General features: G+C 41.6%; 24 protein-coding genes. 18 read left to right on the forward strand and 6 right to left on the reverse strand.

Annotation, left to right across the window (positions count from 1 at the left end; all coding sequences use genetic code 11):
- Window positions 1-16 precede the first annotated feature (16 nt).
- The 3 genes from ABJK37_RS01195 to ABJK37_RS01205 are packed head-to-tail and all read left to right on the forward strand — an operon-like array spanning window position 17 to window position 2963.
- Complete coding sequence (locus ABJK37_RS01195) at window positions 17-865, forward strand: p-hydroxycinnamoyl CoA hydratase/lyase (protein ID WP_348349263.1); 849 nt, start codon at window positions 17-19, stop codon at window positions 863-865.
- A gap of 15 nt (window positions 866-880) precedes the next feature.
- Complete coding sequence (locus ABJK37_RS01200) at window positions 881-2353, forward strand: AMP-binding protein (RefSeq protein WP_348349265.1); 1473 nt, start codon at window positions 881-883, stop codon at window positions 2351-2353.
- Between the two features lie 52 nt (window positions 2354-2405).
- Window positions 2406-2963 (forward strand): DUF3237 domain-containing protein, encoded by a 558-nt coding sequence (locus tag ABJK37_RS01205; protein ID WP_348349267.1) that lies wholly within the window; start codon window positions 2406-2408, stop codon window positions 2961-2963.
- 3 nt (window positions 2964-2966) lie between these two features.
- Here ABJK37_RS01205 and ABJK37_RS01210 read toward each other — a convergent pair whose 3' ends face one another.
- Together ABJK37_RS01210 and ABJK37_RS01215 are read right to left on the reverse strand one after the other, a co-directional pair.
- A complete protein-coding gene (locus ABJK37_RS01210; protein ID WP_348349269.1) occupies window positions 2967-4721 on the reverse strand; it encodes an acyl-CoA dehydrogenase family protein in 1755 nt (584 codons plus the stop codon).
- 279 nt (window positions 4722-5000) lie between these two features.
- Window positions 5001-5903, reverse strand: coding sequence for a LysR family transcriptional regulator (locus ABJK37_RS01215; protein WP_348349271.1), 903 nt, complete (start codon window positions 5901-5903; stop codon window positions 5001-5003).
- A 350-nt stretch (window positions 5904-6253) separates the two neighbouring features.
- Between ABJK37_RS01215 and ABJK37_RS01220 the strand changes: the two genes are divergently transcribed.
- From ABJK37_RS01220 to ABJK37_RS01235, 4 genes are all read left to right on the forward strand, one after another.
- Window positions 6254-7303, forward strand: coding sequence for an amidohydrolase family protein (locus ABJK37_RS01220; RefSeq protein WP_348349273.1), 1050 nt, complete (start codon window positions 6254-6256; stop codon window positions 7301-7303).
- Between the two features lie 202 nt (window positions 7304-7505).
- Window positions 7506-8444 carry a VOC family protein gene (locus ABJK37_RS01225; RefSeq protein ID WP_348349276.1) on the forward strand — a complete coding sequence of 313 codons (939 nt, stop codon included), beginning with the start codon at window positions 7506-7508 and terminating at the stop codon, window positions 8442-8444.
- A gap of 42 nt (window positions 8445-8486) precedes the next feature.
- Window positions 8487-9560 carry a fumarylacetoacetate hydrolase family protein gene (locus tag ABJK37_RS01230; RefSeq protein WP_348349278.1) on the forward strand — a complete coding sequence of 358 codons (1074 nt, stop codon included), beginning with the start codon at window positions 8487-8489 and terminating at the stop codon, window positions 9558-9560.
- Between the two features lie 265 nt (window positions 9561-9825).
- Entirely contained in the window at window positions 9826-9954 is a 129-nt protein-coding gene (locus ABJK37_RS01235) for a hypothetical protein (RefSeq protein ID WP_348349280.1), read from the forward strand.
- Window positions 9955-10069: 115 nt separating this feature from the next.
- Here ABJK37_RS01235 and ABJK37_RS01240 read toward each other — a convergent pair whose 3' ends face one another.
- Complete coding sequence (locus tag ABJK37_RS01240; protein ID WP_348349282.1) at window positions 10070-11020, reverse strand: AraC family transcriptional regulator; 951 nt, start codon at window positions 11018-11020, stop codon at window positions 10070-10072.
- A gap of 242 nt (window positions 11021-11262) precedes the next feature.
- Between ABJK37_RS01240 and ABJK37_RS01245 the strand changes: the two genes are divergently transcribed.
- Together ABJK37_RS01245 and ABJK37_RS01250 are read left to right on the forward strand one after the other, a co-directional pair.
- Entirely contained in the window at window positions 11263-12336 is a 1074-nt protein-coding gene (locus ABJK37_RS01245) for an aromatic ring-hydroxylating dioxygenase subunit alpha (RefSeq protein WP_348349284.1), read from the forward strand.
- Window positions 12337-12500: 164 nt separating this feature from the next.
- Window positions 12501-12842: a hypothetical protein gene (locus ABJK37_RS01250; protein ID WP_348349286.1), complete on the forward strand. Its 342-nt coding sequence runs from the start codon at window positions 12501-12503 to the stop codon at window positions 12840-12842.
- An 18-nt stretch (window positions 12843-12860) separates the two neighbouring features.
- Here ABJK37_RS01250 and ABJK37_RS01255 read toward each other — a convergent pair whose 3' ends face one another.
- Window positions 12861-13769: a LysR family transcriptional regulator gene (locus ABJK37_RS01255; RefSeq protein WP_348349288.1), complete on the reverse strand. Its 909-nt coding sequence runs from the start codon at window positions 13767-13769 to the stop codon at window positions 12861-12863.
- Window positions 13770-13957: 188 nt separating this feature from the next.
- Here ABJK37_RS01255 and ABJK37_RS01260 point away from each other — a divergent pair, with 188 nt between their 5' ends.
- From ABJK37_RS01260 to ABJK37_RS01285, 6 genes are read left to right on the forward strand one after another with little or no spacing between them, the layout of a single operon-like run.
- Window positions 13958-14953, forward strand: coding sequence for a fumarylacetoacetate hydrolase family protein (locus ABJK37_RS01260; protein WP_348349290.1), 996 nt, complete (start codon window positions 13958-13960; stop codon window positions 14951-14953).
- The gene (locus tag ABJK37_RS01265) at window positions 14953-15741 is read left to right on the forward strand and encodes a cyclase family protein (protein ID WP_348349292.1); all 789 of its coding nucleotides are present in this window, start codon (window positions 14953-14955) and stop codon (window positions 15739-15741) included. The genes ABJK37_RS01260 and ABJK37_RS01265 overlap by 1 nt, the downstream gene beginning before the upstream one ends.
- Window positions 15742-15797: 56 nt before the next feature.
- Complete coding sequence (locus ABJK37_RS01270; protein WP_348349295.1) at window positions 15798-16958, forward strand: prolyl oligopeptidase family serine peptidase; 1161 nt, start codon at window positions 15798-15800, stop codon at window positions 16956-16958.
- A 10-nt stretch (window positions 16959-16968) separates the two neighbouring features.
- Window positions 16969-17901 carry a VOC family protein gene (locus ABJK37_RS01275; RefSeq protein ID WP_348349297.1) on the forward strand — a complete coding sequence of 311 codons (933 nt, stop codon included), beginning with the start codon at window positions 16969-16971 and terminating at the stop codon, window positions 17899-17901.
- A 5-nt stretch (window positions 17902-17906) separates the two neighbouring features.
- Window positions 17907-18269, forward strand: a complete 363-nt coding sequence (locus tag ABJK37_RS01280; RefSeq protein ID WP_348349299.1) for a Rieske 2Fe-2S domain-containing protein — start codon at window positions 17907-17909, stop codon at window positions 18267-18269.
- A complete protein-coding gene (locus ABJK37_RS01285; RefSeq protein ID WP_348349301.1) occupies window positions 18266-19396 on the forward strand; it encodes an FAD-dependent oxidoreductase in 1131 nt (376 codons plus the stop codon). Before ABJK37_RS01280 ends, ABJK37_RS01285 begins: the two co-directional genes overlap by 4 nt.
- Window positions 19397-19858: 462 nt before the next feature.
- Here the strand turns inward: ABJK37_RS01285 and ABJK37_RS01290 are convergent, their stop codons facing one another.
- On the reverse strand, window positions 19859-20215 hold the full coding sequence (locus tag ABJK37_RS01290; RefSeq protein ID WP_348349303.1) for a hypothetical protein: 357 nt from the start codon (window positions 20213-20215) through the stop codon (window positions 19859-19861).
- A gap of 315 nt (window positions 20216-20530) precedes the next feature.
- Between ABJK37_RS01290 and ABJK37_RS01295 the strand changes: the two genes are divergently transcribed.
- From ABJK37_RS01295 to ABJK37_RS01305, 3 genes are all read left to right on the forward strand, one after another.
- Window positions 20531-20749, forward strand: coding sequence for a hypothetical protein (locus ABJK37_RS01295; RefSeq protein WP_348349305.1), 219 nt, complete (start codon window positions 20531-20533; stop codon window positions 20747-20749).
- A 451-nt stretch (window positions 20750-21200) separates the two neighbouring features.
- Window positions 21201-21815 (forward strand): hypothetical protein, encoded by a 615-nt coding sequence (locus ABJK37_RS01300; protein WP_348349307.1) that lies wholly within the window; start codon window positions 21201-21203, stop codon window positions 21813-21815.
- A gap of 122 nt (window positions 21816-21937) precedes the next feature.
- Window positions 21938-22651, forward strand: coding sequence for a hypothetical protein (locus tag ABJK37_RS01305; protein ID WP_348349309.1), 714 nt, complete (start codon window positions 21938-21940; stop codon window positions 22649-22651).
- 107 nt (window positions 22652-22758) lie between these two features.
- Here ABJK37_RS01305 and ABJK37_RS01310 read toward each other — a convergent pair whose 3' ends face one another.
- Window positions 22759-23730, reverse strand: coding sequence for a hypothetical protein (locus ABJK37_RS01310; RefSeq protein WP_348349311.1), 972 nt, complete (start codon window positions 23728-23730; stop codon window positions 22759-22761).
- Between the last annotated feature and the right edge of the window lie 18 nt (window positions 23731-23748).

Below are 23748 nucleotides of genomic sequence, written 5' to 3' on the forward strand. Positions count from 1 at the left end.
TACAAGGGGAAGTCCTGTGAGTACAGAAAAAACAGAAAGAACAGAACAAGAAACAGTCGCATGTGTGGTAGAGAATAATGTTGCTTGGGTGAAGTTTAATCGTCCTGAAAAACGCAATTGTATGAGTCCAAAATTAAACCGACAGATGCAGCGTGTATTAGACGACTTGGAATATCGAGATGATGTAGGTGTAGTCGTGCTAACAGGTGAGGGCACTTCTTGGTCTGCAGGTATGGATTTAAAAGAATATTTTCGTGAAAACGAAGGCAAAGGTTTAGGTGCTACACGTCAAGCTCAACGTGAAGCTTATGGTTGGTGGCGTAGTTTACGTTGGTATCAAAAACCTACTGTAGCCATGGTAAACGGCTGGTGTTTTGGTGGTGGTTATGGGCCTTTGTTTGGCTGTGATTTGGCTTTTGCCGCTGAAGATGCAACTTTCGGTTTAAGTGAAATTAATTGGGGCATATTACCTGGTGGTGGTGCCAGTAAAGTTGTGGCTGATTTAATGCCGCTGCGCAAAGCCATGTATCACGCCATGATGGGCGAAAATATCAATGGGACCACAGCGGTTGAGTGGGGCTTGATCAATGAAGCTTTGCCTGCAGAGCAACTTAAAGCGCGAGTTGAAGCTGTCTGTAAAGTCTTATTAGAGAAAAATCCGGTTGCCCTTAAAGCGACCAAAGACGCGATTCGCCGCGTGAAAGAAATGACTTACGATAATGCCGAAGACTATTTGATTAGAGCGCAAGAAGCAGCTAACAGCTTTGATAATGAAGGGCGTAAAGAAGGCATTAAACAGTTCATTGATGATAAATCTTATAAGCCTGGTTTAGGGGCTTATGACAAAAACAAACAAGATGCATAAGGGGGTTTAGCCACGATGGACTTTCTGACATATCAGGCAAAATTTCGACCTGACAGCTTAGCGGTACAAGACCTTACTTTTGAACGCACATGGAGCTTCAGCGAATTTAACCAACTCGTCGGTAAGTTTGCGTCTTATTTACTGCAACGGGGCATTAAGCGCGGTGATAGAATTGCCTGTATCAGTAAAAATAGAGCAGAAGTCCTTGCCTTACATTTTGCTTGCGCTCGAACTAAGGCCATTTTTGTGCCCTTGAACTGGCGTCTGGCGTTATTTGAAATAGAAAGTTTACTTGCAGATTGTGAACCTACTATCGTTTTCGGTGACGACAAAGCTGCGGAGATAGGCATTGCTTTTGAGCCTATTGGAAACCTCATTGAGGATACTGAAAACCTTGCTGTTAATGATGCGCTAGAGTTTGATAACGACGCAGCTTGCTTAATTTTGTATAGCTCTGGAACCACAGGGCAGCCCAAAGGGGCTATTCATACTGAAGCAACGTTGATGGAAACAATTTTGAATTCAACGTTATTATATGAAGTGGATCAGCATAGTGCGTTTTTGAACGAATCGCCTATGTTTCACATCATAGGTTTAATTTCCTCGGTGCGTCCAGTGTTATACAACGGCGGAAAGCTGGTTATCTCTGACGGGTTTATTCCTGAGCGTACCTTAGATAGGCTTTCTGATCCTACTTTAAGTATTACCCATTATTTTTGTATACCGCAAATGGCTAATTCGCTTCGCCAAGTCAGTTCTTTTGATCCCTCAAGGTTGAAAAATTTAAAGGCGTTGCTGACCGGTGGTGCACCACATCCAGAAGTGCAGATCAGACGATGGCTTAATGATGGCATTGCTATTGTCGATGGTTATGGCATGAGTGAGGCTGGTACCTTGTTAGGTATGCCACATAAACTTGATTTGATCGACAAAAATGCGGGTTGTGTTGGTATCAATCCACCAAGAATATCGATACGTTTGCACGACGCTCAGGGAAAGACAGTAAAAGTTGGGGTGCCAGGGGAAGTTCAGTTAAAAGGACCTAATCTGTTTGTTGGTTATTGGGGAAAAGAGACCTTGTTTGAAAACAGCTTTACTGCTGATGGCTGGTTCGAAACAGGCGATATTGCAGTGCAAAATGCGCAAGGTTATTACCGTATCGTTGACAGAAAAAAAGACATGTTTATTTCTGGGGGAGAAAATGTTTATCCCGCAGAGGTTGAAGCTATCGCTTTAAAACATCCCCATGTGTTGGAATGCGCCATGATTGGTGTGCCCGATGATAAATGGGGCGAAGTAGGTCGTCTATTCATTGTTTGTCAAACGAATATAAACGCTTTGGATCACGACGGCTTAATGCATTATTTATCAGCGCATATTGCTAAATATAAGGTACCTAAATCACTCGTTGTGTTAGAGGCATTGCCTCGTAATGGCAGTGGTAAAGTGCTGAAACATGCATTGTATTCTAGCGCGGTTGAGAGCTGAGTTAGCACTAGCGAGGATGGTACTCCTCGCTTTTTTATACAAGGAATTCATTTTGAATATTGAATTTTTTAAAAAATCGGAATGGTTTAAACCAATAAGCATGGCTTTATATTTATTGGTATTTCCGGCCATAGGTCAACAAGGTCCATCTGCCCCCACCCCAAAACTTAGCTATGCTTTTTCGGTGAATGTTGAGGTGGCTAAACCTGTTGAACAGGGGCAAGTGGACGGTGGTCAAAGACGTTTTATTGAAATAACCGGTGGTACAGTTTACGGGCCTTTGCTCCAAGGTGAGGTTATGCACGGCGGCGGCGATTGGCAAACGGTTTTTAGTGGCGGCTTTACCGATATCCTGGCTCGTTATTTTTTAAAACTAGAAGATGGTACAGTGGTTGAAGTCACCAATCCTGGGGTGCGAGTCGCGTCTGAAAAGGTGATAACTCAATTGTCAAAAGGTGAAGTCGTTGACCCTTCAAAGTACTATTTTCGCACCACACCTACTTTTAAAGTGACAGGTGACAAATACAATTGGATGACCCGACACGTTTTTGTCGCTCGAGGTATCCGTAATCCAAAAGATGTGATTATCGATTACTACATGGTTGAATAAGCGTTATTCGATGTTGGGTATTGGCTTATCACCAGCCTGTATTTTCAACAAGTGACCGTAGACTTGGGGTAATAGGTAATCAAAGTAGTATTGCCCGGTCTGTTTCTTTTTAGCTAAATATTGGTTCTGATTGTTAGTAGTCAATCGAATGGTTTTTAGCCAAGCATAGGCCAGTAGTGTGTAACCCATCACTTGCATAAAGTCTGGTGCCACTTTGGCCGCGTACTCGTTATCATCTAACTTTGCATGATCAATTAAGGTTTTCACAGTTAATTGCACCTCAGTTATTAATAATTCCAATTGGCGTTTTTCATCAGCATCATCAGGATGTTGTTTTATTTCGACCAAGATCTCGTTGATAATGAAAGTAAAACCTTGTCCTTGGTCACCGAGTATTTTACGTAGTACTAAGTCATTCGCTTGAATTTCATTTGTGCCTTCATAAATCATGGCGATGCGACTGTCTCTTAATGTTTGCCCAATAGGGTACTCATTAACGTAGCCATAACCGCCAAACACTTGTAATGCCGAACTGGCTAATCTAAACCCATGATCAGTTGAGAACGCTTTGATGACCGGAGTAAGCAAGGCTAGTAACTGTTTAAGTCGACCCTTTTCATCACTATCTGTACTAACAGATTGCTGATCGATTAAGTGAGCAATCCAGTAGGCCATCATGCGCGAACCTTCGGTAAATGCTTTAAGTTCATTGAGTTTATGTTTGATTGCTGGGTGTTGCTTTATCGCCACTGACTTGGGATCTTTGTCTATAGAAAAGGCATTACGACTTTGAAAACGTTCATTGGCATATTCAATGGCTTGTTGAGTCGCTGACTCCATATGCCCAATGCCATGTAACCCGACTTGTAATCTGGCGGCGTTCATCATGACAAACATATGCGCCAATCCGCGATTGAGTTCTCCAACCAACAAACCTGTGGCGTTTTCGAAGGAGACAGAGCAAGTGGCGCTGCCTTTTATACCTAATTTATGCTCTATGCCGGTAATTTCAATGGCATTTTTGTTGCCTAAACTTCCATCGGCATTAACAAGATATTTTGAAACTAAAAAGAGCGACAAACCACGAGTACCCCTTGGAGCATCTTGCGTGCGCGCTAATACTAAATGTAGGCTGTTGTCAGTGAGATCATGATCGGCTCCTGAGATGAAAATTTTATTACCAGTTAATATATAACTACCGTCCTGTTGCTTAACGGCTTTGGTTTTTATCTGACCCACATCACTACCCGCTTGTGGTTCGGTAATATCCATACTTACTAGCCATTCACCGCTTACTACTTTAGGCAAATAGGTGTTTTTGATTTCTTCACAGGCATGTTCATGCAAACATTCATAGGCCCCATGGGCAATACCTGGGTACATAAACCAGGCATGATTGGCAGCGGCCATCATTTCCATTAGGACTGTATTGAGCAATAGCGGTAAACCTTGTCCACCATAGCTTTCATCACAAGCCAGTGCCGGCCAACCACCATCAATAAAAGCTTGATAGGCTGCAGGAAAACCATCGGGAGTGATAACTTGGCCATTATTCAAGCGACAACCTTGGTTATCACCAGAAGCATTAAGTGGTGCGAGCTCACCGTTAACAAAACGACCCGCTTCAATAATAATTTGTTCTAATAACTCGTCATCAATATCCCGCCATTTCTCATAGGATTGCCAATCATCAGAGGCGCCTAACCAAGTATTTATAACAAAAAGTGCATCATCTACTGGGGCTTTAAACTGCCACATGGTTAACTCCTATCATTGATCGTTGGTGAGTGCCGTAAGCGTGAAGTAGGCGTAATGGCAATGGATCTATTTTTGATATTAACGAATTGAGCACAGGGCTGGAATGGCATAAAGTGACTAAATGCTTGGCATAAATTGCCACAAAATATATTTTGCAAGTAATTGAATGCCTTTGGTTTTAATCACCGATTGGGGGCCTTCAAACTAAAGTAGCTTTCATTACTTTTTAAGAGAGGCTTCGATGTACTCTCAACACAGGCATCTAGCCTAGGAAGGATGCTAGTCGATATTTTTTCCGCCGTCTTCTAGTAGGCCTCGCAACCAAAGTAAGCCAGGATCCAAATTTCTGACTTTATGCCACTGCATGCCCTCTATGATTTCAGGAAAGGGCTCCCACGTTTGGTGAAGTTTGATTGGATATAATTTAGCAAAGTGCAGGGCATAGCGGCGATGCATGGTAGCCAAACGTTTGGTGCCTACTATTCCTTGGCAAAGTGCGCCAAATTCTGGCAATTGCACCTCAACCCGTCTTTTCCAGCCTTTTTGATCAACATGTTTGTCTGCAATTGAGGCTCTGTGTTCAAGACCAAAGGTAGCAACGGCGTGTCCACAAGCAAAAAAAGTGTCTTCATCAATTTTCTCAAAGCCCGCTTCTTGACAACTAATGATCACCTCTTCGTCTCGCCACAGCTCGGTAAACGTGTGCCCTGGTAAGGCAAACCTATCAACTGTTACCAAAAGGTCAATTTCAGCTCGTTCGAAACGTTCATTGACTTGTTCGTTGGGAGGCATGATTTCAAAGGTGACAAAGGGAGCAAGCGTTGCGGCTTTGGCTATCACCTTAGCTAGTAATATTGTATAGGCGTAATCAGAGACTGAAATTACAAAATGCCTGGCCGTGGTGGCGGGATCAAAGCTGCCAGCTCGGGTAATTTCACCTCTTATCTGAAATAGTGCTCTGCGAACCGGGCCTGCTAGTGCTTCAGCTTTAGGAGTAAGAAACATGCGGCGCCCGCTTTGTTCTAAAAGCTCATCGTTGAAATATTCCCGTAAGCGTTTTAGGGCACCGGTGACAGCTGGTTGGCTTAAATGTATACGTCTAGCTGCCGCTGACACATTTCGTTCTTCTATTAACGCTTCAAGAGCAACTAGGAGGTTTAAATCCAATCCGTCAAATCGCATGGTAAATCTAACTCGTCAAGTTATATGCGATAAATCTATCAGCCCCACTTATAGCTTACAAGGTTAATTGTGATTGGACGCTTATAGGTTTTAGAGGGAAAGTAGAGTATTGGCCCATTAGTCGCTATGTGTATTTATTAACAAACGGTGATGCACCAAGATTTTGCTATTTGTGGGCTGAGGATATTGGTCATTGTTAGGCAAATTTAATGTCCTCTAGTTGAGTTGAATATCACACTTTGTTTTTATTTTTGAAATGAGAATTAGATAAAACAAACATGAGTCGTGTGTATGTTGGATATTGCACATAAGTCTGTCGTTAAAAGATAATTTTTTATTAGGTTTAGTTTATGAATGCTGATTGCTGTACAGGTAAAAATTTAATTTCGGTAAGTAAAAAAGGGCAACATTTAGTGGTGGATATTCATTGTCACCTTAATGTGAAAGCGGCGGATCAAATTGTACAAGCTAAATACCCTGGGCCACCACCAGGTATTCACGAATTTTCTAGTGACAAGTCTAACGAGGTCAATAAGGCCCAATTTTGCAGCATAGGCGCGACCCTAAACAATATCGATTTACGTATTGCAGATATGGATAGACTGGGTGTTGATGTTCAAGTGATATCGCCCAATCCCGGTCAGTATTTTTATTATACCGACGATGAAACTGGTCTGGCTGCTTCACAAGCGGTGAATAATGGTATTGCTGAAGCTGTCGCTTCTAATCCAGAAAGGTTTGTGGGTATGGGCACAGTTCCAATGCAAAACATTGCTTTGGCGATCTCAGAAATGAGACGCTGCGCTCAAGAATTGGACCTGCGTGGTATTGAGATAAGCACCAATGTAAATGGCAAAGATTTACATCATGAAGAGTTGCAGCCTTTTTTTGCTGCAGCTGAAGAACTTGGCATCTTGTTATTTATACATCCACTGGGTTTTACCGATGCACACCGTATGAAAGAGTATTATTTTAACAACCTGATTGGTAACCCATTGGAGTCGACACTTGCCGTAGGCCATTTGATTTTTGGCGGAGTGCTAGACCGTTATCCAGGATTGAAAATCTGTGTCGCACATGGCGGAGGCTATATTCCTGGTTATTGGGGGCGTATGGATCACGGTTGGCGTGCCCGTCCTGATTGCAGTGAGCATTGTGAGCACTTGCCCTCAAGTTATCTGCGCAAACTATGGTTCGACACCTTAGTGTTTGACAAAGAGCAGCTAGATTCTCTAGTGCGCACCCACGGTTCTGATCGCTTATGTTTGGGTAGTGATTATCCATTTGATATGGCTGAACCCAACCCAGTGGAATTTCATGAGCAACTTGCTGAAAACGATAAGGCCAAGATACTCGGTTTGAACGCAGCAGATCTATTGGGATTAGCACTGAAAGTTTGATTAACTGAAATTAATAGCGAACGTATAGTTTTTTTAACCTATAAGTTTCACGAATACCTAAGTGGGTAATTTGTCATTAGACGCTGATAGGTTGAAGCTTTATATTATTGCCAATGCTGAATTGAGCAGACTTTAAATGGGAGTGTTATCGCCCCTTAACTGACTCAAGCAGAATATCAAATTCAAAAAGGAGTACCCGTATATGCGTATTAAAAGTCTTCATAATGTGAAGTTTAAGGTACCTGATTTAGCGCAAACAGAAGCATTTGCTCAGGACTTCGGTTTGCTTACCGTAGAACGTAATGAACAACACTTGATTATGCGAACTGGCGGTGGTGACGCTTTTGCCTATGTCGCTGAAAAAGCCGATAAAGCAAGTTTTGTAGGTCTGGCGTTCGAAGTAGACAGTAAAGATGATCTTGAAAGTGCTATTAGCGAGCACGGCGCGAGCCCCATTCAAGCACTAAGCACACCAGGCGGTGGTATCGGAGTGACATTAACCGATCCCAACGGTTTCAAAATTGATCTGGTTTATGGCATTGAGCGAGTGGCTGCAGAGCCAGCCTATGACCAGCTTGTTATGAATGCACCGGGACAATACACCCGTGAAGAACGTTTTGAACCTAAACGCCCTATGGCTCCAGCAAAACTGTTTCGCTTAGGTCATGTAGGTTTATTTATTCCTAGTTTTGGCCAAAGCTTGCCTTGGTATAAAGATGTGTTGGGTCTGATCCCTAGTGATGTATATCACATTCCTGGACAACCCCAAGCTCAGATTGTGGGATTTTGTCGTCTTGATCGCGGTGAAGAGCTGGTGGATCACCATGTTATTGCCCTTATGCAAAGTCAAACCGGTGAAGCAGCTTGTCACCATATTAGTTTTGAAGCGCAAGATTTTGAAGCCCAGTTTATGACCCACCGTTATTTAGAATCTAAAGAATACGAATTGGTTTGGGGTGTTGGCCGTCACCCCCATGGTAGTCATATTTTTGATGTATGGCGCGACCCAGATCGCAATCGTTTTGAAACATTTTCTGACACCGATCGCTTAAAAGCCAGTGATGGTTCACGGGTACATAATATTGCTGAAGTCGAAATGGATGTGTGGAGTTCTGATCCACCTGATCGCTATTTTGAATGATCGCCATTTCACTACACAAATAGAAGAATAGAGGAATAAATAATGAGTAAATTTATGATGGGCGACGTAAAGCCCGCAGTAGAGCCAGAAAATATCAACCCAGTAACGGGCTTAGTTGAAGGAACCTTTGGTATTGGTACTTACCAAGTAGAAGGCGAAGCCGCTTTCCCTGGTTTAGTTTTGCCAAATGGTGATGTGTTAGATGTATCTGATCGCTATGTAGACACCCATGCAATCTTTAACGATTGGGACAATGCCCTAGTTTGGTTAAAAGAAGTTGCGGCGAAACAAGACCGCCCAGCAAAATCGTTCACAGAATTAAACATTTTACCTGTTTTAGCCCATCCGAACTTCATTTGTGCCGCGTCTAACTACCGTCAACATGTTGCAGAAATGATGACTTTCAACAAATTCAACCAAGATAAGCGTTTACCTGGTGAAGATGATGAAGCGTTCTTCAAACGTAACTACGCTGAAGTAGATCGTCGTGGCCGCGAAGGGACCCCCTTCTTTTTTACTGGTTTACATTCTTCTTTATGTGGCGCGAATGAAGACGTTCCCTTGCCTTTAATCGGTCAACAACCTGATTGGGAATTAGAGCTTGGCTTTATCCTTGGTAAAGGTGAGCGTTATGTAAAACCAGAAAATGCCGAAGATATGATCGCTGCATACGTAATGGTTAACGATATAGGTACGGTTGATGAATTTAAACGTGCAGATATCAAATTTAACTTTGATTGGGTCAGTAAATTCCAGCCTAACTTCAAACCATTTGGTCCTTTTGCTGTGCCAAAAGAATTTGTTGATCGCAACAAAATGCAGATCAGACTGAACGTTAATGGCGAGAAGCGTCAAGATTGGCCTGCCGAAGATATGATCTTCGGTCCAGGGCAAGTGCTTTCTCATGCGTCAGAGCGCCTTAGATTATTACCTGGTGATCTGTTCATTATGGGATCACCCCCAGGTAATGCGGCAAATTTTGGCGGAGCATGGCTTAAAGAAGGCGATGTAATGGAATCTGAAATTACTTACCTTGGCCGCCAGCGTAATAATATTGTTAAAGAAGAAACCGAAGGTAAATCGGTCACTTATGGTGCATTCAAAACCGAATGGTAACTGACCAATAAGAGCCAAAGCTCTTTATGGTAAATGTGAGCGACGGTGGTGTTGGAGTTTATAAGACTCAAGCACCGTCGCTCACAGTTTAGCTATTTAAAGCAGAAGAACTTGGAATTTGATAAATATTGAGTACCAGTCAAAGATTAATCATTTCTTTTATGTCCACGTTGTTAGACCTTAGGTGACATGTTGAGGGTGAAACGGCTAGGTTATGCGTGAAGATCCAGTATCGCCGAATAGTATTTAATTTTTATCCGATAAAATGAAAATAGCCAATGCAGTTAATGTGCAGGTGATTTCTTTAGATGACGCGCCCAAAGGCTATGCTGATTTTGATGGTGGCGCGGCAACCAAATTTGTTATCGATCCCCACGGTAATGTTGCCGCTTAAAATACAATAGTTTGCTTTAGTCTAGGAGGTCCATGTAATTAAGATGGTCTCCCTGACTATTAAGGCTCAGTCTAATAAAGTTAATCTGACTTTGGCTAAGGAAAGGTTTACGGCTTCAAATCTTTAGTGGTTGTTTACGATAACGACTGGGAGCCATAGCAAAGCGCTGGATAAAAGCTTGCCTAAATGCCCTCTCAGAATTGTAGCCAATCATCTCGCTAATCTTGCCAATTGGAACTTTGCCTTCCTGTAAATACTGTGCCGCCTTTTGCATGCGACAATCAATTAAATAGTCGATGGGTGTTTGCCCTACTAAGTCTTTAAATATTCGCGCAAAACTCGCTCGAGACATGCCGACTTCTGTGGCAATTATATTGACGCTTAAGTGTTCTTCACTGCGTGTATGCATCATTGCTAGTGCTTCGCCAATTCGCGGGTCAGATAATCCTCGCATCCAACTCATTTGAGTTAAATCTGCGGAGTTTAGATAAGAGCGAACAAACTCACCAAAAATCAAATTAGTGATATTCATTGCTGTTGCGCTAAAACCTGGAGTGTTATGGGTAAGTTCCCGTTGGCAAAAAGTGTATGCAGCGGCTATCCATGTATCGAACTGATTTCCCTTGGGGATCAGAATATAGGGAGGCAGCAATCTTAATAGTGAGTTTTGCTCCGGCTCGTCTACTGTAAATGCCAAAGAAAGAAGAGAAACAGAATTCTCGACATCGCCAACTTTAAGATCCATTGGTTTATTTCGAATTTCTCCAAATTTTGGCAGATCATTGGCTGCCCATATCTCTTCAAAACATTGCGGTTCGCTGTCTAACGAGACGCCAAAGCGGTGTGCTCTACCACCTAAAATTAAGATTGAGTCACCCGTTTGTAACTGGCAGGGGTCGCTACCGTCGACTTGGATCCAAAAATCTCCATCGATATTGGAAAACACATAGGCAAAATTGGTTGGCAGCGCAGATAAATGTAAATGTGTAGCGGGGGCTAACCTAAAGGTGCCAATTGAATGGGAAAACACATTTAATGAGCAAAGTACATCACCAAGTAAGTCCATAATGAGAGTATTTAGCCGAAATATGGGGCTTTAAAGTATATATTCTCCGTAATATAGAAACTACACTAAGTTACAAAATAATAACAATAATCGCCCATTAATAACTTTTTTAATGACTGTTTGGTATATCAGCAATATACATTGAACCACTAGTAAAAATGTGGGAACGGATTTAAATCGTTGACTATGGGCAGAGCATGAGCTCCAAGTATTTTAAATAATAAGATAGGATTATTGACATTATGTACCCATTTAAATACAAAACATCTATCGTACGAAACCGTTGGTATATGGCCGCTTTTTCTAACGAGATATCCCGTGAGCCAATAGAACGCACGTTTTTGAGCAAGCCTGTTGTGATGTACCGTAAACAAGATGGTACTCCGGTTGCCATGTATGGCTTATGTCCGCACCGTTATTTTTCGTTAGTTAAAGGTCGGGTTGAAGGGGATAACATTGTATGTGGTTATCATGGCTTTAAGTTTGCCGATAACGGCGACTGTATTGAAATTCCCTCACAAGATACGGTACCTCGTAATTTTTGCCAGCCAGTTTACCCTTTAGAAGAACGAGGTCCAATCTGCTGGATTTGGATGGGGGACCTTGATATATGTGATACCAACTTGATCCCTCCCTATCATGACATTGGCTTAGATAATCCAGACACCTATTATAGTTCGGAAAATTATTTTCACGTTAAAGGCCGCTCGCAATTATTGGTTGATAATTTAATGGATCTAACCCATTTGCCCTACATACACCAGCAATTGGGTAAAGGGGGGGATACCTTGAAAAAAATCCCTATGGAGACCTTAGAGCGTGATGAAAGTTACCGAGTACTTAGAAAGGGGAAAATGCCATGGAACCCCTTCTTAGAAACGATTTATGGGAAAAAAGCTGAATATGAAGGGTTAGCTGACTTTGTTCACTTGAGCGATTTTTATGGTCCAGAACTAGTCAAAACAAGCATCCCGTCTATCACCAAAATACCCGGCAGAGATGATGTGCCTAAAGAGTTAGGGCATATGGCCATACTGCATGGACTGACCCCTGAAGCGGAAACAACCACTCATTATTTTGGTTTTTCTACTCGTAATTTTAGGCTGGGTGATAAAACATTAGATAAATTCCAATATGAGTCTGAAATGCAGGTACGCCAACAAGATGTTGATGCCATTGAGGATATGGAAAAAAGAATAGACCAAGCGGCGTTATTTCAACGAGAGTTGATTGTTGGCGCTGATAAAGCGGCCATTCAGGCAAGAAGAAAAGTGGATGCCATGTTAGCGGCAGAAAACGCGGATACAGGCGTTTAATAAGTATTCATTCTTTGACTTAACTAATTAAAGGTTAAATATCTAATGTTTAATCAGATTGCTTGCGGCGAATCCGCTAAATTAGTAGAGCGGAGGAAAATGGATTTTTATACGCTGAGCTTTTTTATCCTTTAATAATCAGTCGCAACTAGTGGAGATGACCTATGTTTAGAAAATTTATCGCAGTTGCCCTATTGGTTTCTTTTCTGGCGATGTCTACTTCAGGGATGATGATGTTTGTTATTGAAAAACCGTCTTTTACTATTCAAATGCACCCAGTGCATAAGTTGTTTGGCCTGATTATGATACTGGCGGTTATTGGGCACTTAAGCTTTAATATCAAGTCCTTGGTTTCCTATCTCAAAAGCAGTTCAGTGGCAATATTTGGTGGCGCGATGGTCTGTCTGTTAGTGCTGCTGTATGGCGTCGCTATCAATAATAAATTGCCAACAGAAATTGCCACTCCCATGGACAAATTAGCGGCCGAAGCAGAATCACATGAATGATTCCGCTTTAAGGGCTTTTTAATTAAATTTAGCCGCACTTTCGATGATCCTTTGCCTTAACCAACTATGCATAGGGTCATTTTCTAAAGTAGGGTGCCACATCATAATTTCTTTTAGAGGAGGGGTCTCAAAAGGTAATTTGACAATTTTGAAGGATTCACGCTGGGCATGCATTTCAGCAAAATGCTGAGGTAAAATGGCAATACGTTGGGTATTTAACAAGGTATAAATCATGGTTGAAAAGTCATTAGTGAGTATCTCGACTCGACGATTTATTTCCATTTTTTCGAATAACCAGTGCTCAATGCTTAAGTGACTAGTGCGAGCATAACCAACAGATACGTGGCCCATAGAACTAAACTGTTCAAAAGACAGTACATCACCGACCTGCTCATTATTAATATCTGCGATACACACTAATTCATCAGTGATCAGTGGGGCAGACGAATAAATGTCTAACATTGCAATTTCTGGGGCTATTGTCATGTCTGCCCCTCCTTTGGATAGTACATTTATTTCATGGGCAAAAGGTGACATAAACTCAAATGTGACTTTAGGTGCTAATTTTGCCACATCCACCACAACATGTCGGAGCAATACTTGCACCACATAATCTGTGGCCACTATTTTGAAGTGACGTTCACTTTGCTCAGGGTTATTTGCCTTTTTACCAATTATAGAACCCCGAACGGTGGCAAGCACCCCCGCTACCGGCCCCTGTAACTCTAAAGCAAATGGAGTGGGCTGCATTTTTTTTCCGATTTGTACTAACAAATCGTCTTCAAAAAAGGCTCTCAATCTTGACAAAATACCGCTAGTTGCCGACTGGGATAGATGCAATCGTTCTGCACTGCGGGTGATATTTTGTTCTTCAAGCAATATGTCTAAGGCTACAAGTAAATTCAGGTCGAGTTGTTCAAATCGCATTCTTTTTTCTCACGGAAAAGCCAAGCTAATCATCAAATACCCAGCTACAAATTAATTTGAGAACTTAAGTATCCAGTTTTCTGATGGTTGCTATCTAAACATTCAATTTTTTGGATTACAAATTAAATATTAACATTGATAGTGAATTTAATTGATTATTTTTTAACAACTTAAGTTGAGTCTCACTTATGAAATTAGCATCGCTGAAAACTGACCATCCAGATGGCAAACTAGTTATCGTTTCGCACGACCAAGCTAATTGTGTGGATGCGATCGACATTGCAACGAATATGCAGTTTGCGCTAGAAAACTGGTCTAGCTGCAGTGAGGCTTTAACCGCGAGGTATCTGAGTCTTAACGATGGCCTTGAAAAAAATGCGGTGGCTTTCACTGGGCAGTCTACCTTTGCCCCTTTACCCAGATCTTGGCAATGGCTTGATGGTTCACTTTTTCTTAATCACGGTCATTTAATGCAGCAAGCTTTTCATCTCGACCCTATTGCCGACGCGGACAAGTTTCCTTTGGTATATCAAGGAGCTGGCGACAGTTTTCTAGGCGCCAAAGATAACATCGAGGTTGCGGATTTAAAACACGGTATTGATTTCGAAGGGGAATTTGGTGTGATTGTGGATGCCATTCCCATGGGCAGCTCAGCAGCTTACGCCCTATCTAGAATACGATTGGTGGTGTTACTAAATGACATCAGTTATCGGGCCCTTGGGCCACGAGAAATGAAGACCGGCTTTGGTTTTGTACAAGCAAAAGGCGCGACGGCTTTTGCTCCTGTTGCCTTAACCCCTGATGAACTCGGTGAGCATTGGAAAAATGGTCGGGTATGTTTGCCATTACAAGTGAAAAGAAATGGACAATTTTTTGGCGAACCTCACGGTCAGGAAATGCATTTTGGCTTTCATGAGCTGATTGCTCATGTGGCACAAACACGCCCTATTAAAGCAGGCACAGTATTCGGTTCAGGCACGGTGTCAAACGCAGACCCATCCAAAGGCCAAGCTTGTATTTCAGAGTTACGCGCAAAAGAAATGATCCAGCACGGAGTTGGGCAAACCCCCTTTATGCAACAAGACGAAGTGGTCAGCATGAATGTCACAGATGCCAATGGACAGAGTCTATTTGGTTCCATTGAGCAGCACGTCACCGTAAGTGACACTAGTGAGAAATTATAATGTTTAATCCAAGAAATTTTACCATTATCGATCTTTCGGTCACCTTAGATAATAATCCTTATACCGATCCGCCTCCTTTATTACCTAAAATTGAATATAGTGATCATCAACAGGGCTGGCCAGAAATGGGCGCGATGTTTCCAGGGCTAACTAAGGATCAAATGCCTGGAGATGAAGCTTGGGCGGCAGAGCGATTAGAGATTACTACTCATAGTGGCACACATATGGATGCGCCTTGGCATTATGCCTCAACCACAGATGGCGGAAAACCCGCTTATGGGATTGACGAACTTCCCCTTGAGTGGTGCTTCCAACCGGGCGTGAAGTTAGATTTTAGGCATCTAGCAGATGGATACCTAGTGACTGCGAAAGACGTTGAACAAGAATTGAAGCGAATTAATCATGAGTTGCAACCTTTAGATATTGTAGTGGTGAATACCCGTGCAGGTTCTGTGTTTGGTCAGCCTGATTATCTTGATGCGGGCGTAGGTATGGGCCGAGATGCGACTATGTATTTGTTAGAGCGGGGCGTGAAAGTGGTAGGGACTGACGCCTGGAGTTGGGATGCGCCCTTTAAATATACTCGTGAACGTTTTGCCGAATCAGGTGACGCCTCCATTATCTGGGAAGGTCATAAAGCCGGACGAGATATCGGTTATGGGCAGATGGAAAAACTCAGTAATTTAGAGATCTTGCCTGCTAGTGGATTCTTAGTTAATTGTTTCCCGTACAAAATTAAAGGTGCTTCAGCAGGCTTTGTTAGAGCTGTTGCACTCATTGAAAAATAATCAGTTTTATAAATTTTGGTTTTGTTTTAAGCCGCAGAATCTAATAAGGAAAAAACATGTTTAAGTACTTTCCAACAAACTACGTATGGAATCTATCCGTAAACTTAGCCATAGAAATGGGCGCACGTATCGGTGAGATAGAAGAAATGTGTGGTCCATTACAAGAAGCAGCAAAATCACCAGATAAAGAAGGCGTGCAAGCCTTTAGAGACACTTGGGCCAAGATGGCCGATAAACTTTGCGGCTTAGCAGAAGAAGATTTAGAAAAAGGACGCACCTTATCAGCAGGCTATAAATATAATCGTGCAGCAACCTATCTTATTACCTGTGAGCGTATTCAAGCTCATGGCGCCCCTGGCAGAACAGAACTTTATAAACGTTCACTTGAGCTTTTCCAAAAGTCCATTGAGCTTGGTAAAGAAAATTGTGGGCGTGTAGAAATTCCTTATGAAGGAAAACATCTGTCAGCACTCTATGTGAAAGCTGAGGGAGTAGAAGGCCCTGCGCCCATCCTTATTCAAGTCAACGGTCTTGATTCATCTAAAGAAATGAAATATCGCGTGGGGTTACCCGCATGGTTAGCTGAACGCGGCGTGTCATCGTTAATTTTGGATCAGCCCGGCACAGGTGAAGCGTTAAAATTACAAGGTTTTCATGCTCGTTATGATACTGAACATTGGGCCAGCCCAGTGGTTGATTGGCTAGAACAACAAGAAGACGTGGATAGCAAACGAATTGGTATGGAAGGGGTGTCTTTGGGCGGTTATTACTGTCCTCGTGCGGTTGCCAACGAACCTAGACTTGCCCTAGGTTGTATTTGGGGCGCTAACCATGACTGGCGTGATGTGCAAAAGCGTCGCCTAGAGAAAGAAGGTGACTTCCCCGTTCCCCATTATTGGGCACATGTCCAATGGGTGTGGGGCGCCAAAGATATGGATGACTTCATGAATATTGCTGAAAACGTGCATCTTGATGGTCAAATTGAAAAAATCAAAGTGCCTTTTTTAGTTACTCATGGCTTGAAGGATTCGCAAATCCCCCTTAAATGGGCCGAGCGCACCTACGAGCAATTAGTTAATAGCCCTAAACGCGAACTTAAAATATTTACCGAACGTGAAGGTGGCGTGCAGCATTCAAGTTTTGATAACAGTTCGAATGCGGGTTCTTACATAGCTGATTGGGTTGCTGAAACCTTTAACGAATTAAAAGAAAAGTAGGAGTCCTATTATGAATATTATTGGACCAGACAAACTTATTTTTGCTGTCGACGATGTCACCGCGTGTAAGCAGTTCGCCCTCGATTATGGACTAACACAGCAAGATGATGTCAACTTTGTCGCCCTTGATGGCACAGGCATTGAAATTCATAGCAAAGATAACGCTTCACTTCCCGAAGCCCTCAGTACTGGCTCTATGCTGCGTAAAACGCTTTATGGTGTTGCCGACCAAGAGACGGTTGATGCAATTAAGGCCGAGTTGTCAAAGGATAGAGAAGTCAAAGTCTTGGATGATGGCAGCATCGAGGCGATGGATGACATGGGATTTGTATTAGGATTTCAAGTGACCATCCGCCAAGCGCTCGACTTGCCAGCTGAAACCATTAATGCGCCGGGTGCGCCGCCTCAGCGCGGAGTGAATAAAACTGGTGTCAGTAAAGAGTTTGTGGCCAAACCTCGCAGCTTATCTCATGTGGTTTATTTTGTCCCTGATGCCGTTAAAGCTGAAGCCTTTTTCGCTGAACGCCTTGGCTTTGTGACCACCGACCGATTTAAACATATGGGGCCATTTATGCGCCCTGCAGGCACAAATGACCATCACACCTTATTCTTTTTAAATACTCCGCCACACATGCAAGGTGTCGAGCATTTCACTTTTCACATGAGTGGCCCAACTGAAGTCGCTCAGGCTGGCAATGCCTTAATTGAAAAAGGTTATCAGAGTTTCTGGGGACCCGGTCGTCATATCTTTGGATCCAATTGGTTCTGGTATTTCAAAAGTCCCTTTGGCTGCAATATTGAATATGACGCCGATATGGACTTACATGACGAACAATGGGTTGCCCGCGAAGCTATGCCTGGCGCAGATAACTCACAAGTTTTTTTATTGCACTATGAAGAGAAATGGGCGCCAGGCGGGCCACCACCACCGAAGGCTCAGTAGTTTAGATGGACAAAATTTGCATAGGAAAGATCAGTGATATTGTCGAAGGGCAAGCAAGAGGTTTCGATCCTATGCACGGTGGTAAAGACAGCATGTTTATGGTGCGTAAAGGTGATCAACTTTTTGCTTATGTCGATATCTGCCCCCACTACGGCAGTACCTCATTACCCTGGAAGCGTCACCAATATCTTGATAGCGCTGCAAATCACCTTGTATGTGCCGCACATGGGGCTTTGTTTGAAATAGCTAGCGGTACGTGTGTTCAAGGTCCTTGTTTAGGGCAAAAGCTGAGTAAAATTCCATTCGAGTTTTCATCCCAAAATGAGATTTGGATAAGCCTAACAATCATTAAGGAGTTCGAGTTATGAACCCAAGTGTAAAAAAAGTTTTAATCATTGGTGGCGGCTTTTCAGGCATGTCTGCCGCCATTGAACTACGTAAAAATGATATCGAGGTCGATTTAGTTGAAATTGATCCTAATTGGCGAACAGATGGTGCAGGTATCAGCATAGGTGGTGCTACCTTACGGGCTTTTAAAACCTTGGGCATATTAGAGGAATTCTTGAAAGTGGGCAGTGCTCACAGCGGTTTGGACATACATGCTCCTCATGGTTTGCATTTGGCCCATATACCTACGCCAGTGATTGGTGATCCTGACATTCCTAATTCAGGCGCTATTATGCGTCCAGCTTTGGCAAAAATACTGACAGAAAAAACCCGTCAGTCGGGTACCAAAGTAAAACTCGGTTGTACCTTCACTGAGATGTTACAAACTGAAAATGGCGTAGACGTTACTTTTACCGATGGTACATCGCAAAGTTATGAATTGGTTATTGGTGCTGACGGTATGTTTTCTCAAGTACGCAGTACCTATTTTCCAGAAGCTGAAGCACCCAAATATGTAGGACAAGGAATTTGGCGTGCGGTGTTACCACGCCTTCCTGAAGTGAAAAACACTATGATGTGGGTCGGGCCACATTTAAAAGTAGGGGTAAATCCTATGTCTCAGGATGAAATGTACCTATTTTTGACCGAAGACAAAAAAGAACGCCAACATGTTGAGCCCGCTGATTTCTTAGAGAAGCTTAAAGCCTTAATGGCGACCTTTCCCGCTCCTATTATCCAGCAAATTAAAGATATGATGAACGAAGAATCACTGATTGATTTTCGCGCTATCGGAAAGTTACTTGTACCTGCTCCGTGGTATAAAAATCGTATCGTACTTATTGGTGATACGGTACATGCAACAACACCTCACCTAGCGTCAGGCGCTTGTATTGGTATTGAAAGTGCCATTGTCTTAGCAGAAGAATTATCCAAAGATGTGAGTCTGGAAAAAGCACTTGCTACATTTCAAGATCGTCGCTGGGAGCGTTGTCGTATGGTGGTGGAAAACTCGGCCCGATTAGCCCAAATTGAAATAGAGGGCGGCGATAAACAAGAGCATACACAAATTATGCGCGAATCGATGATGGCCTTGGCGAAGCCAATTTAAAGCGGCTATGGCTAGATTAAAAAAAGTGAATTAGTCCTAACTTAATCTGGCATTTTTTAAATTAGGTTTGGACAAAATCTGACAGTCGCCAATGAGTGAATTGCCGCCGTTGGGCGTAGTCGATTTTCGATAGAGCTAAAGCTCTAAAGCGGAAATTAACGCTTACAATAACGGGAAAAGCTGAGCGGCAGCGAGGCTTTGGATTCAAAAAACCTATTACGTATTGTTTTTTGATAAGAAGCTGGATATCAATAAGTAAACACCATAAAAGAATGTCACTGTCGTTATTACTAACGCTGCTAATTGTGAGTTCCGCCGTGTTACTCCAAACTCTCTTAATGGGATTTGCTCAAAAAAGTAGCCCCCAAAAAGATACAAAAACAGTAGAGCACCACCTATGATGAATAATATTCCATGAGTCAATATCTTTTTATTTACGTTCATTTTGTACTACCTCTTATCCTATTCTGGCAAACCTTTATTTTCGATTATATCTTGCGAAGGCTGCACAATTTCCGTGGTTGCCTCACCAACGACGAATCCTACCACCGCAGAGATGATTTTGGATTTTATTGACCCCGACTTTGTAGATAAGTCTTTATCAATGGCATCACTCGCAGCAGAAGCTCCTTCACCAGCGGCCAACCCTGAACCGTCAGCTAAAGGCACTACACCATCAACAATATCCTCAACTATGTTAGCCACGTCAAAAACTTGTCCTCCGGGTAACAAAGCTGCGGCACCAGTTATTATATCTTTTGCATATTGCTCTACTTGCTTAAATTCTCTGGCACTCGTCTTTGATTTTAAGTGGTTCATTTGTTTGTTCTGCTCCAACTGTAAATGACCAGAAAAGGCCGCTGATGCAGATTCACCTGATTAAGCTCATGAAAACGTTCACCTGAACTTATCAAATGTTTCAGTGTGGCTCATCAGCACGTTCCACTTCGCTCTCAAAATTTTCCATAATCTGCGTTTGTTCTTTGACGAACCGTGTCATTTGCTATACTTACGTTTCAGTATTTAAAGATCCGAAGACCATGCCTTATTGTTAAATCGTATTTCGAATAGTAAAGCCTCAGCAGGTTGAAAACGTACCGACAATATTTAATCAAGAACCGAGAGGAAAAAAGTATGACCAATGTTATTGATGTGCTTGCTTTATCTGAAGTGGTTGGACATGAAAGTAAATCAGGAAAATTAAGCCGAAAACTGCTAGCTCAGGGGCAAACATTATATGGGAAGAATCTCGATTACCCAGACTACCTTGAACGCAAAACGCCAGATGGGAAAGTGTCACTTGGAAAATGGCACAAAGGCGAGTTTAATGAAATTATAAGTTTGCTGTGTTAGCGCTGTTTCTTCTGAAATCAAAACCCGCGAGTACGACGCGATGTAGTTGGTTTCAATGCTTGTAAGCCATTATTTAACGTTAGCAACAACTAATTCCACTATAGTCAGAAAAATCTTCGCTGTAACCAACTCAGTAAACGTTATCGTTTACTTGAGGTACAGATAAATTCTGACTGGAGAACACTTTACCGCTAGTAAACGAAAGTGTTTACTCGTTTACCTTTTGGCTTCAAAAGCAGCCAAAAATAAGCCCCTTACTTTTAGATTTGAAAACAACAAAAAAAACCGTTCCCATCAGAAGGCGAGACTTTGGATTCAATGTAAATCAAACTAAGACAAATTTTAAAATTATATTCCTTAACAACTTAGAGCAAACTATACTTATGAAATAAGCGTATGCCAGTACCGAAATAAAATATATAGACTTTTTAACCAGTAAGAATGGAATCACATGAATACACAACCTACCCACAATAGAAACAGAATGAGCTTTAAGCTTTTTGGTTCTTCCACAAACTTACCCGAAAAACCGGGGGAAGAGATTCTAGTGCAACTTAAAATGCTTAGTGAAAAGGAATCAAAAGCCGATATTCAACTAATCGAAAGAATAACGTCTCATAGTTTCTTCAATGGAACTGAATCTGAAATAAATACTTTCGACTATTACTATGAGTGGTATGAAACGAGGAAAGAGCGCTATCGCATGTTTTTCTATATCTTCAACATATCCATTTTATTAATAGGGTTTTCTTATTCAGTAGCCACTGATTCGAAATTAGTTTACGAGCACTTCTGGCTACCCCTATCAGTATTACTTACTTCTTTTTTAGCTTCTTTTGGAATATTAAATACATGGAGAGGTTATTATCTCGCCATGAAAAAAATGGAATCACTTTACGATTTATATATTTTAGAATTATTAACTAATTCATTTATTGAAGACGGTAACAATAAAAAGTTGATAGATACGACAACTCAATTCATCTCGAGCTTTCATACAATTATTGAAGAAGAAACTAAATCGTTCTTTAATAAGCTAACAACAGCAAAAATAGCAAAAGGATAACTAATTTCGAATAAAGAGAGCTAATGTTTAATCTGCAACCGCTAGATACTTCTACACAAATTATGAAGCTCTCCATCAGATGATTGCAATTGTTAAGCTAGTTAAGGGATAAGGGATTAACTATGGTAGACCAGAAAGCTGATTTCATTTCCTTAGTAAATAACAAGGCTAGGGAAGAAATGTCATTAAAATTTTTGGGGCGAATAGAACCTTTACTAGAGCTAATAATCAATGACGTATGGGAAAATAGAACTGATATCCAGTTTTTACTTGGATTTGCAGATTTAGACTTAAGTCTTAGTATTAAAGATTATATAGCGCTGCAAAAGTATGTACTTAATACCTATTCATATGTCCCAAATTTTGTGACTTCTACTAATCCAGAACAGTTATACCATCACAATTTTATAAAAAGGAATAAGTTTCGAGTGATGTATCTGCTTAATAGCGAACAAAACGGTATTTGTAGACCAGATTTTTATGCAAAACCCAATGATGATATTGAGTGGCTATCAGATTTTGCTTATATGTATGCAACGATAAGAGTATCTTTAATTGATTTCGCATTCTGTAATGGAGGAGTTATGTATTTGTGTGCTCCGATTTTACCTAGCAACATAGTGTTCGCGGTGAAATCAAAATATGTAACGTATGTAACGTATGTAACTGAAAAAGGGCGCATTTCTAAAATTAAATGTTCAGAATATCGAAGTAAGTTTTTGAATCAGAACTTTGCACATTATTGGCCAAGCATTAGCCGAAACCCCATATTAAAAAAATTTAGTGAAATAACTCAGGTAAATAAAGATCTGTATAATCTTCCGCTGAATAACTAAACAAAACCTAGTTCCAAAATTTGCTTTCATGGCTTTTGACCGAAAACAGTAAAGCCCCTCTAGAGCGAGGCTTTGGATTCAAATGTGATGTTTTATTTCGAAATGACCTACTTGTAAAAATGTACATATGGTGATGGTGTGTCTGAGTTTTCGACTATCACACCAAAGTGTTCAAGTAGGGAGTCATAGTTTATTAAAATGGCATCAAATAAATTAAATGAAGACCATTCACCATAATTCTCGTTCAAAGCCTTTAAGTTTTTCACCAGTGAATCAAAATATGGCTTAAACCACGAGTGCTCTAAAGTCTGGCTAATCTCATCTATATCGATAGGCTCCATATTTTTACCTAGTGAGTCTCCGATTAGATAACCACTAAACTTCATCAAGCTACCAAGAGTACTACCGACTTCCTCAATAGTCTTTGCTACGTCACCATGTAACTGATAATTTTTAAGTGATTCAAAAACGACATTTTCGGTTAGTGCTAATTCAGTGAGGAAAGTTTCTCGGTAAGCTTCTGAACCACTGTCCCCAAAACTTGCGGAAGAAAGCGTTGCAAAATATTCATCCCATGCGCTTTGCCCTGCATTAAAACGTAACATTTCTGTAATGCTAGGTAGCACTTTTTTTAATGATATGTCTGGAAAGCATTTATCAAATTTAGTATTAAATTCAACGTGGGAACATTCATGCGCCACGATGTGTAAACCCTGCCTAATTTCACTCTCGCTGCCTTTAAAAAGAGTGTTCATGATCAACGCATTAAAAACCAAGTGCGATTTTAGCACTCCATCTCTTAAAACCATTGGTGCCATTGCTACGCCTAACACTCGGTCGTCAGTCGCTTGAAGAGTTGTCGAGGTAACAGTGCCCCTGTCAAGCTTTGATAGTGCACCTTGATAATCTGAAGCAATAGTTACACCGTCTAAGTTGCTCAAGTCAAATCTAGATGAAAACTGTTTTAGCATGTGTAGAAATATATGGCCTAACTTTTCCGCTTCTTCTTGCTCAAAGTTACCTTGTACGCTCACACTCAAATCATCTGGAAGAGATTGAATAGTTGGTTCTTCTGCCATTTCTGAACTCGCATTAAA

Source organism: Paraglaciecola sp., from assembly GCF_039964565.1.
In the GTDB taxonomy this organism is placed as follows: Bacteria; Pseudomonadota; Gammaproteobacteria; order Enterobacterales; family Alteromonadaceae; genus Paraglaciecola.

Excerpts from the sequence above, each read along its gene's own strand:
- ABJK37_RS01200 (WP_348349265.1), top strand. The coding sequence starts at position 881 with ATGGACTTTCTGACATATCAGGCAAAATTTCGACCTGACAGCTTAGCG.
- ABJK37_RS01210 (WP_348349269.1), bottom strand. The coding sequence starts at position 4,721 with ATGTGGCAGTTTAAAGCCCCAGTAGATGATGCACTTTTTGTTATAAAT.
- ABJK37_RS01215 (WP_348349271.1), bottom strand. The coding sequence starts at position 5,903 with ATGCGATTTGACGGATTGGATTTAAACCTCCTAGTTGCTCTTGAAGCG.
- ABJK37_RS01220 (WP_348349273.1), top strand. The coding sequence starts at position 6,254 with ATGAATGCTGATTGCTGTACAGGTAAAAATTTAATTTCGGTAAGTAAA.
- ABJK37_RS01225 (WP_348349276.1), top strand. The coding sequence starts at position 7,506 with ATGCGTATTAAAAGTCTTCATAATGTGAAGTTTAAGGTACCTGATTTA.
- ABJK37_RS01230 (WP_348349278.1), top strand. The coding sequence starts at position 8,487 with ATGAGTAAATTTATGATGGGCGACGTAAAGCCCGCAGTAGAGCCAGAA.
- ABJK37_RS01235 (WP_348349280.1), top strand. The coding sequence starts at position 9,826 with ATGAAAATAGCCAATGCAGTTAATGTGCAGGTGATTTCTTTAGATGAC.
- ABJK37_RS01240 (WP_348349282.1), bottom strand. The coding sequence starts at position 11,020 with ATGGACTTACTTGGTGATGTACTTTGCTCATTAAATGTGTTTTCCCAT.
- ABJK37_RS01245 (WP_348349284.1), top strand. The coding sequence starts at position 11,263 with ATGTACCCATTTAAATACAAAACATCTATCGTACGAAACCGTTGGTAT.
- ABJK37_RS01250 (WP_348349286.1), top strand. The coding sequence starts at position 12,501 with ATGTTTAGAAAATTTATCGCAGTTGCCCTATTGGTTTCTTTTCTGGCG.
- ABJK37_RS01255 (WP_348349288.1), bottom strand. The coding sequence starts at position 13,769 with ATGCGATTTGAACAACTCGACCTGAATTTACTTGTAGCCTTAGACATA.
- ABJK37_RS01260 (WP_348349290.1), top strand. The coding sequence starts at position 13,958 with ATGAAATTAGCATCGCTGAAAACTGACCATCCAGATGGCAAACTAGTT.
- ABJK37_RS01265 (WP_348349292.1), top strand. The coding sequence starts at position 14,953 with ATGTTTAATCCAAGAAATTTTACCATTATCGATCTTTCGGTCACCTTA.
- ABJK37_RS01270 (WP_348349295.1), top strand. The coding sequence starts at position 15,798 with ATGTTTAAGTACTTTCCAACAAACTACGTATGGAATCTATCCGTAAAC.
- ABJK37_RS01275 (WP_348349297.1), top strand. The coding sequence starts at position 16,969 with ATGAATATTATTGGACCAGACAAACTTATTTTTGCTGTCGACGATGTC.
- ABJK37_RS01280 (WP_348349299.1), top strand. The coding sequence starts at position 17,907 with ATGGACAAAATTTGCATAGGAAAGATCAGTGATATTGTCGAAGGGCAA.
- ABJK37_RS01285 (WP_348349301.1), top strand. The coding sequence starts at position 18,266 with ATGAACCCAAGTGTAAAAAAAGTTTTAATCATTGGTGGCGGCTTTTCA.
- ABJK37_RS01290 (WP_348349303.1), bottom strand. The coding sequence starts at position 20,215 with ATGAACCACTTAAAATCAAAGACGAGTGCCAGAGAATTTAAGCAAGTA.
- ABJK37_RS01295 (WP_348349305.1), top strand. The coding sequence starts at position 20,531 with ATGACCAATGTTATTGATGTGCTTGCTTTATCTGAAGTGGTTGGACAT.
- ABJK37_RS01300 (WP_348349307.1), top strand. The coding sequence starts at position 21,201 with ATGAATACACAACCTACCCACAATAGAAACAGAATGAGCTTTAAGCTT.
- ABJK37_RS01305 (WP_348349309.1), top strand. The coding sequence starts at position 21,938 with ATGGTAGACCAGAAAGCTGATTTCATTTCCTTAGTAAATAACAAGGCT.
- ABJK37_RS01310 (WP_348349311.1), bottom strand. The coding sequence starts at position 23,730 with ATGGCAGAAGAACCAACTATTCAATCTCTTCCAGATGATTTGAGTGTG.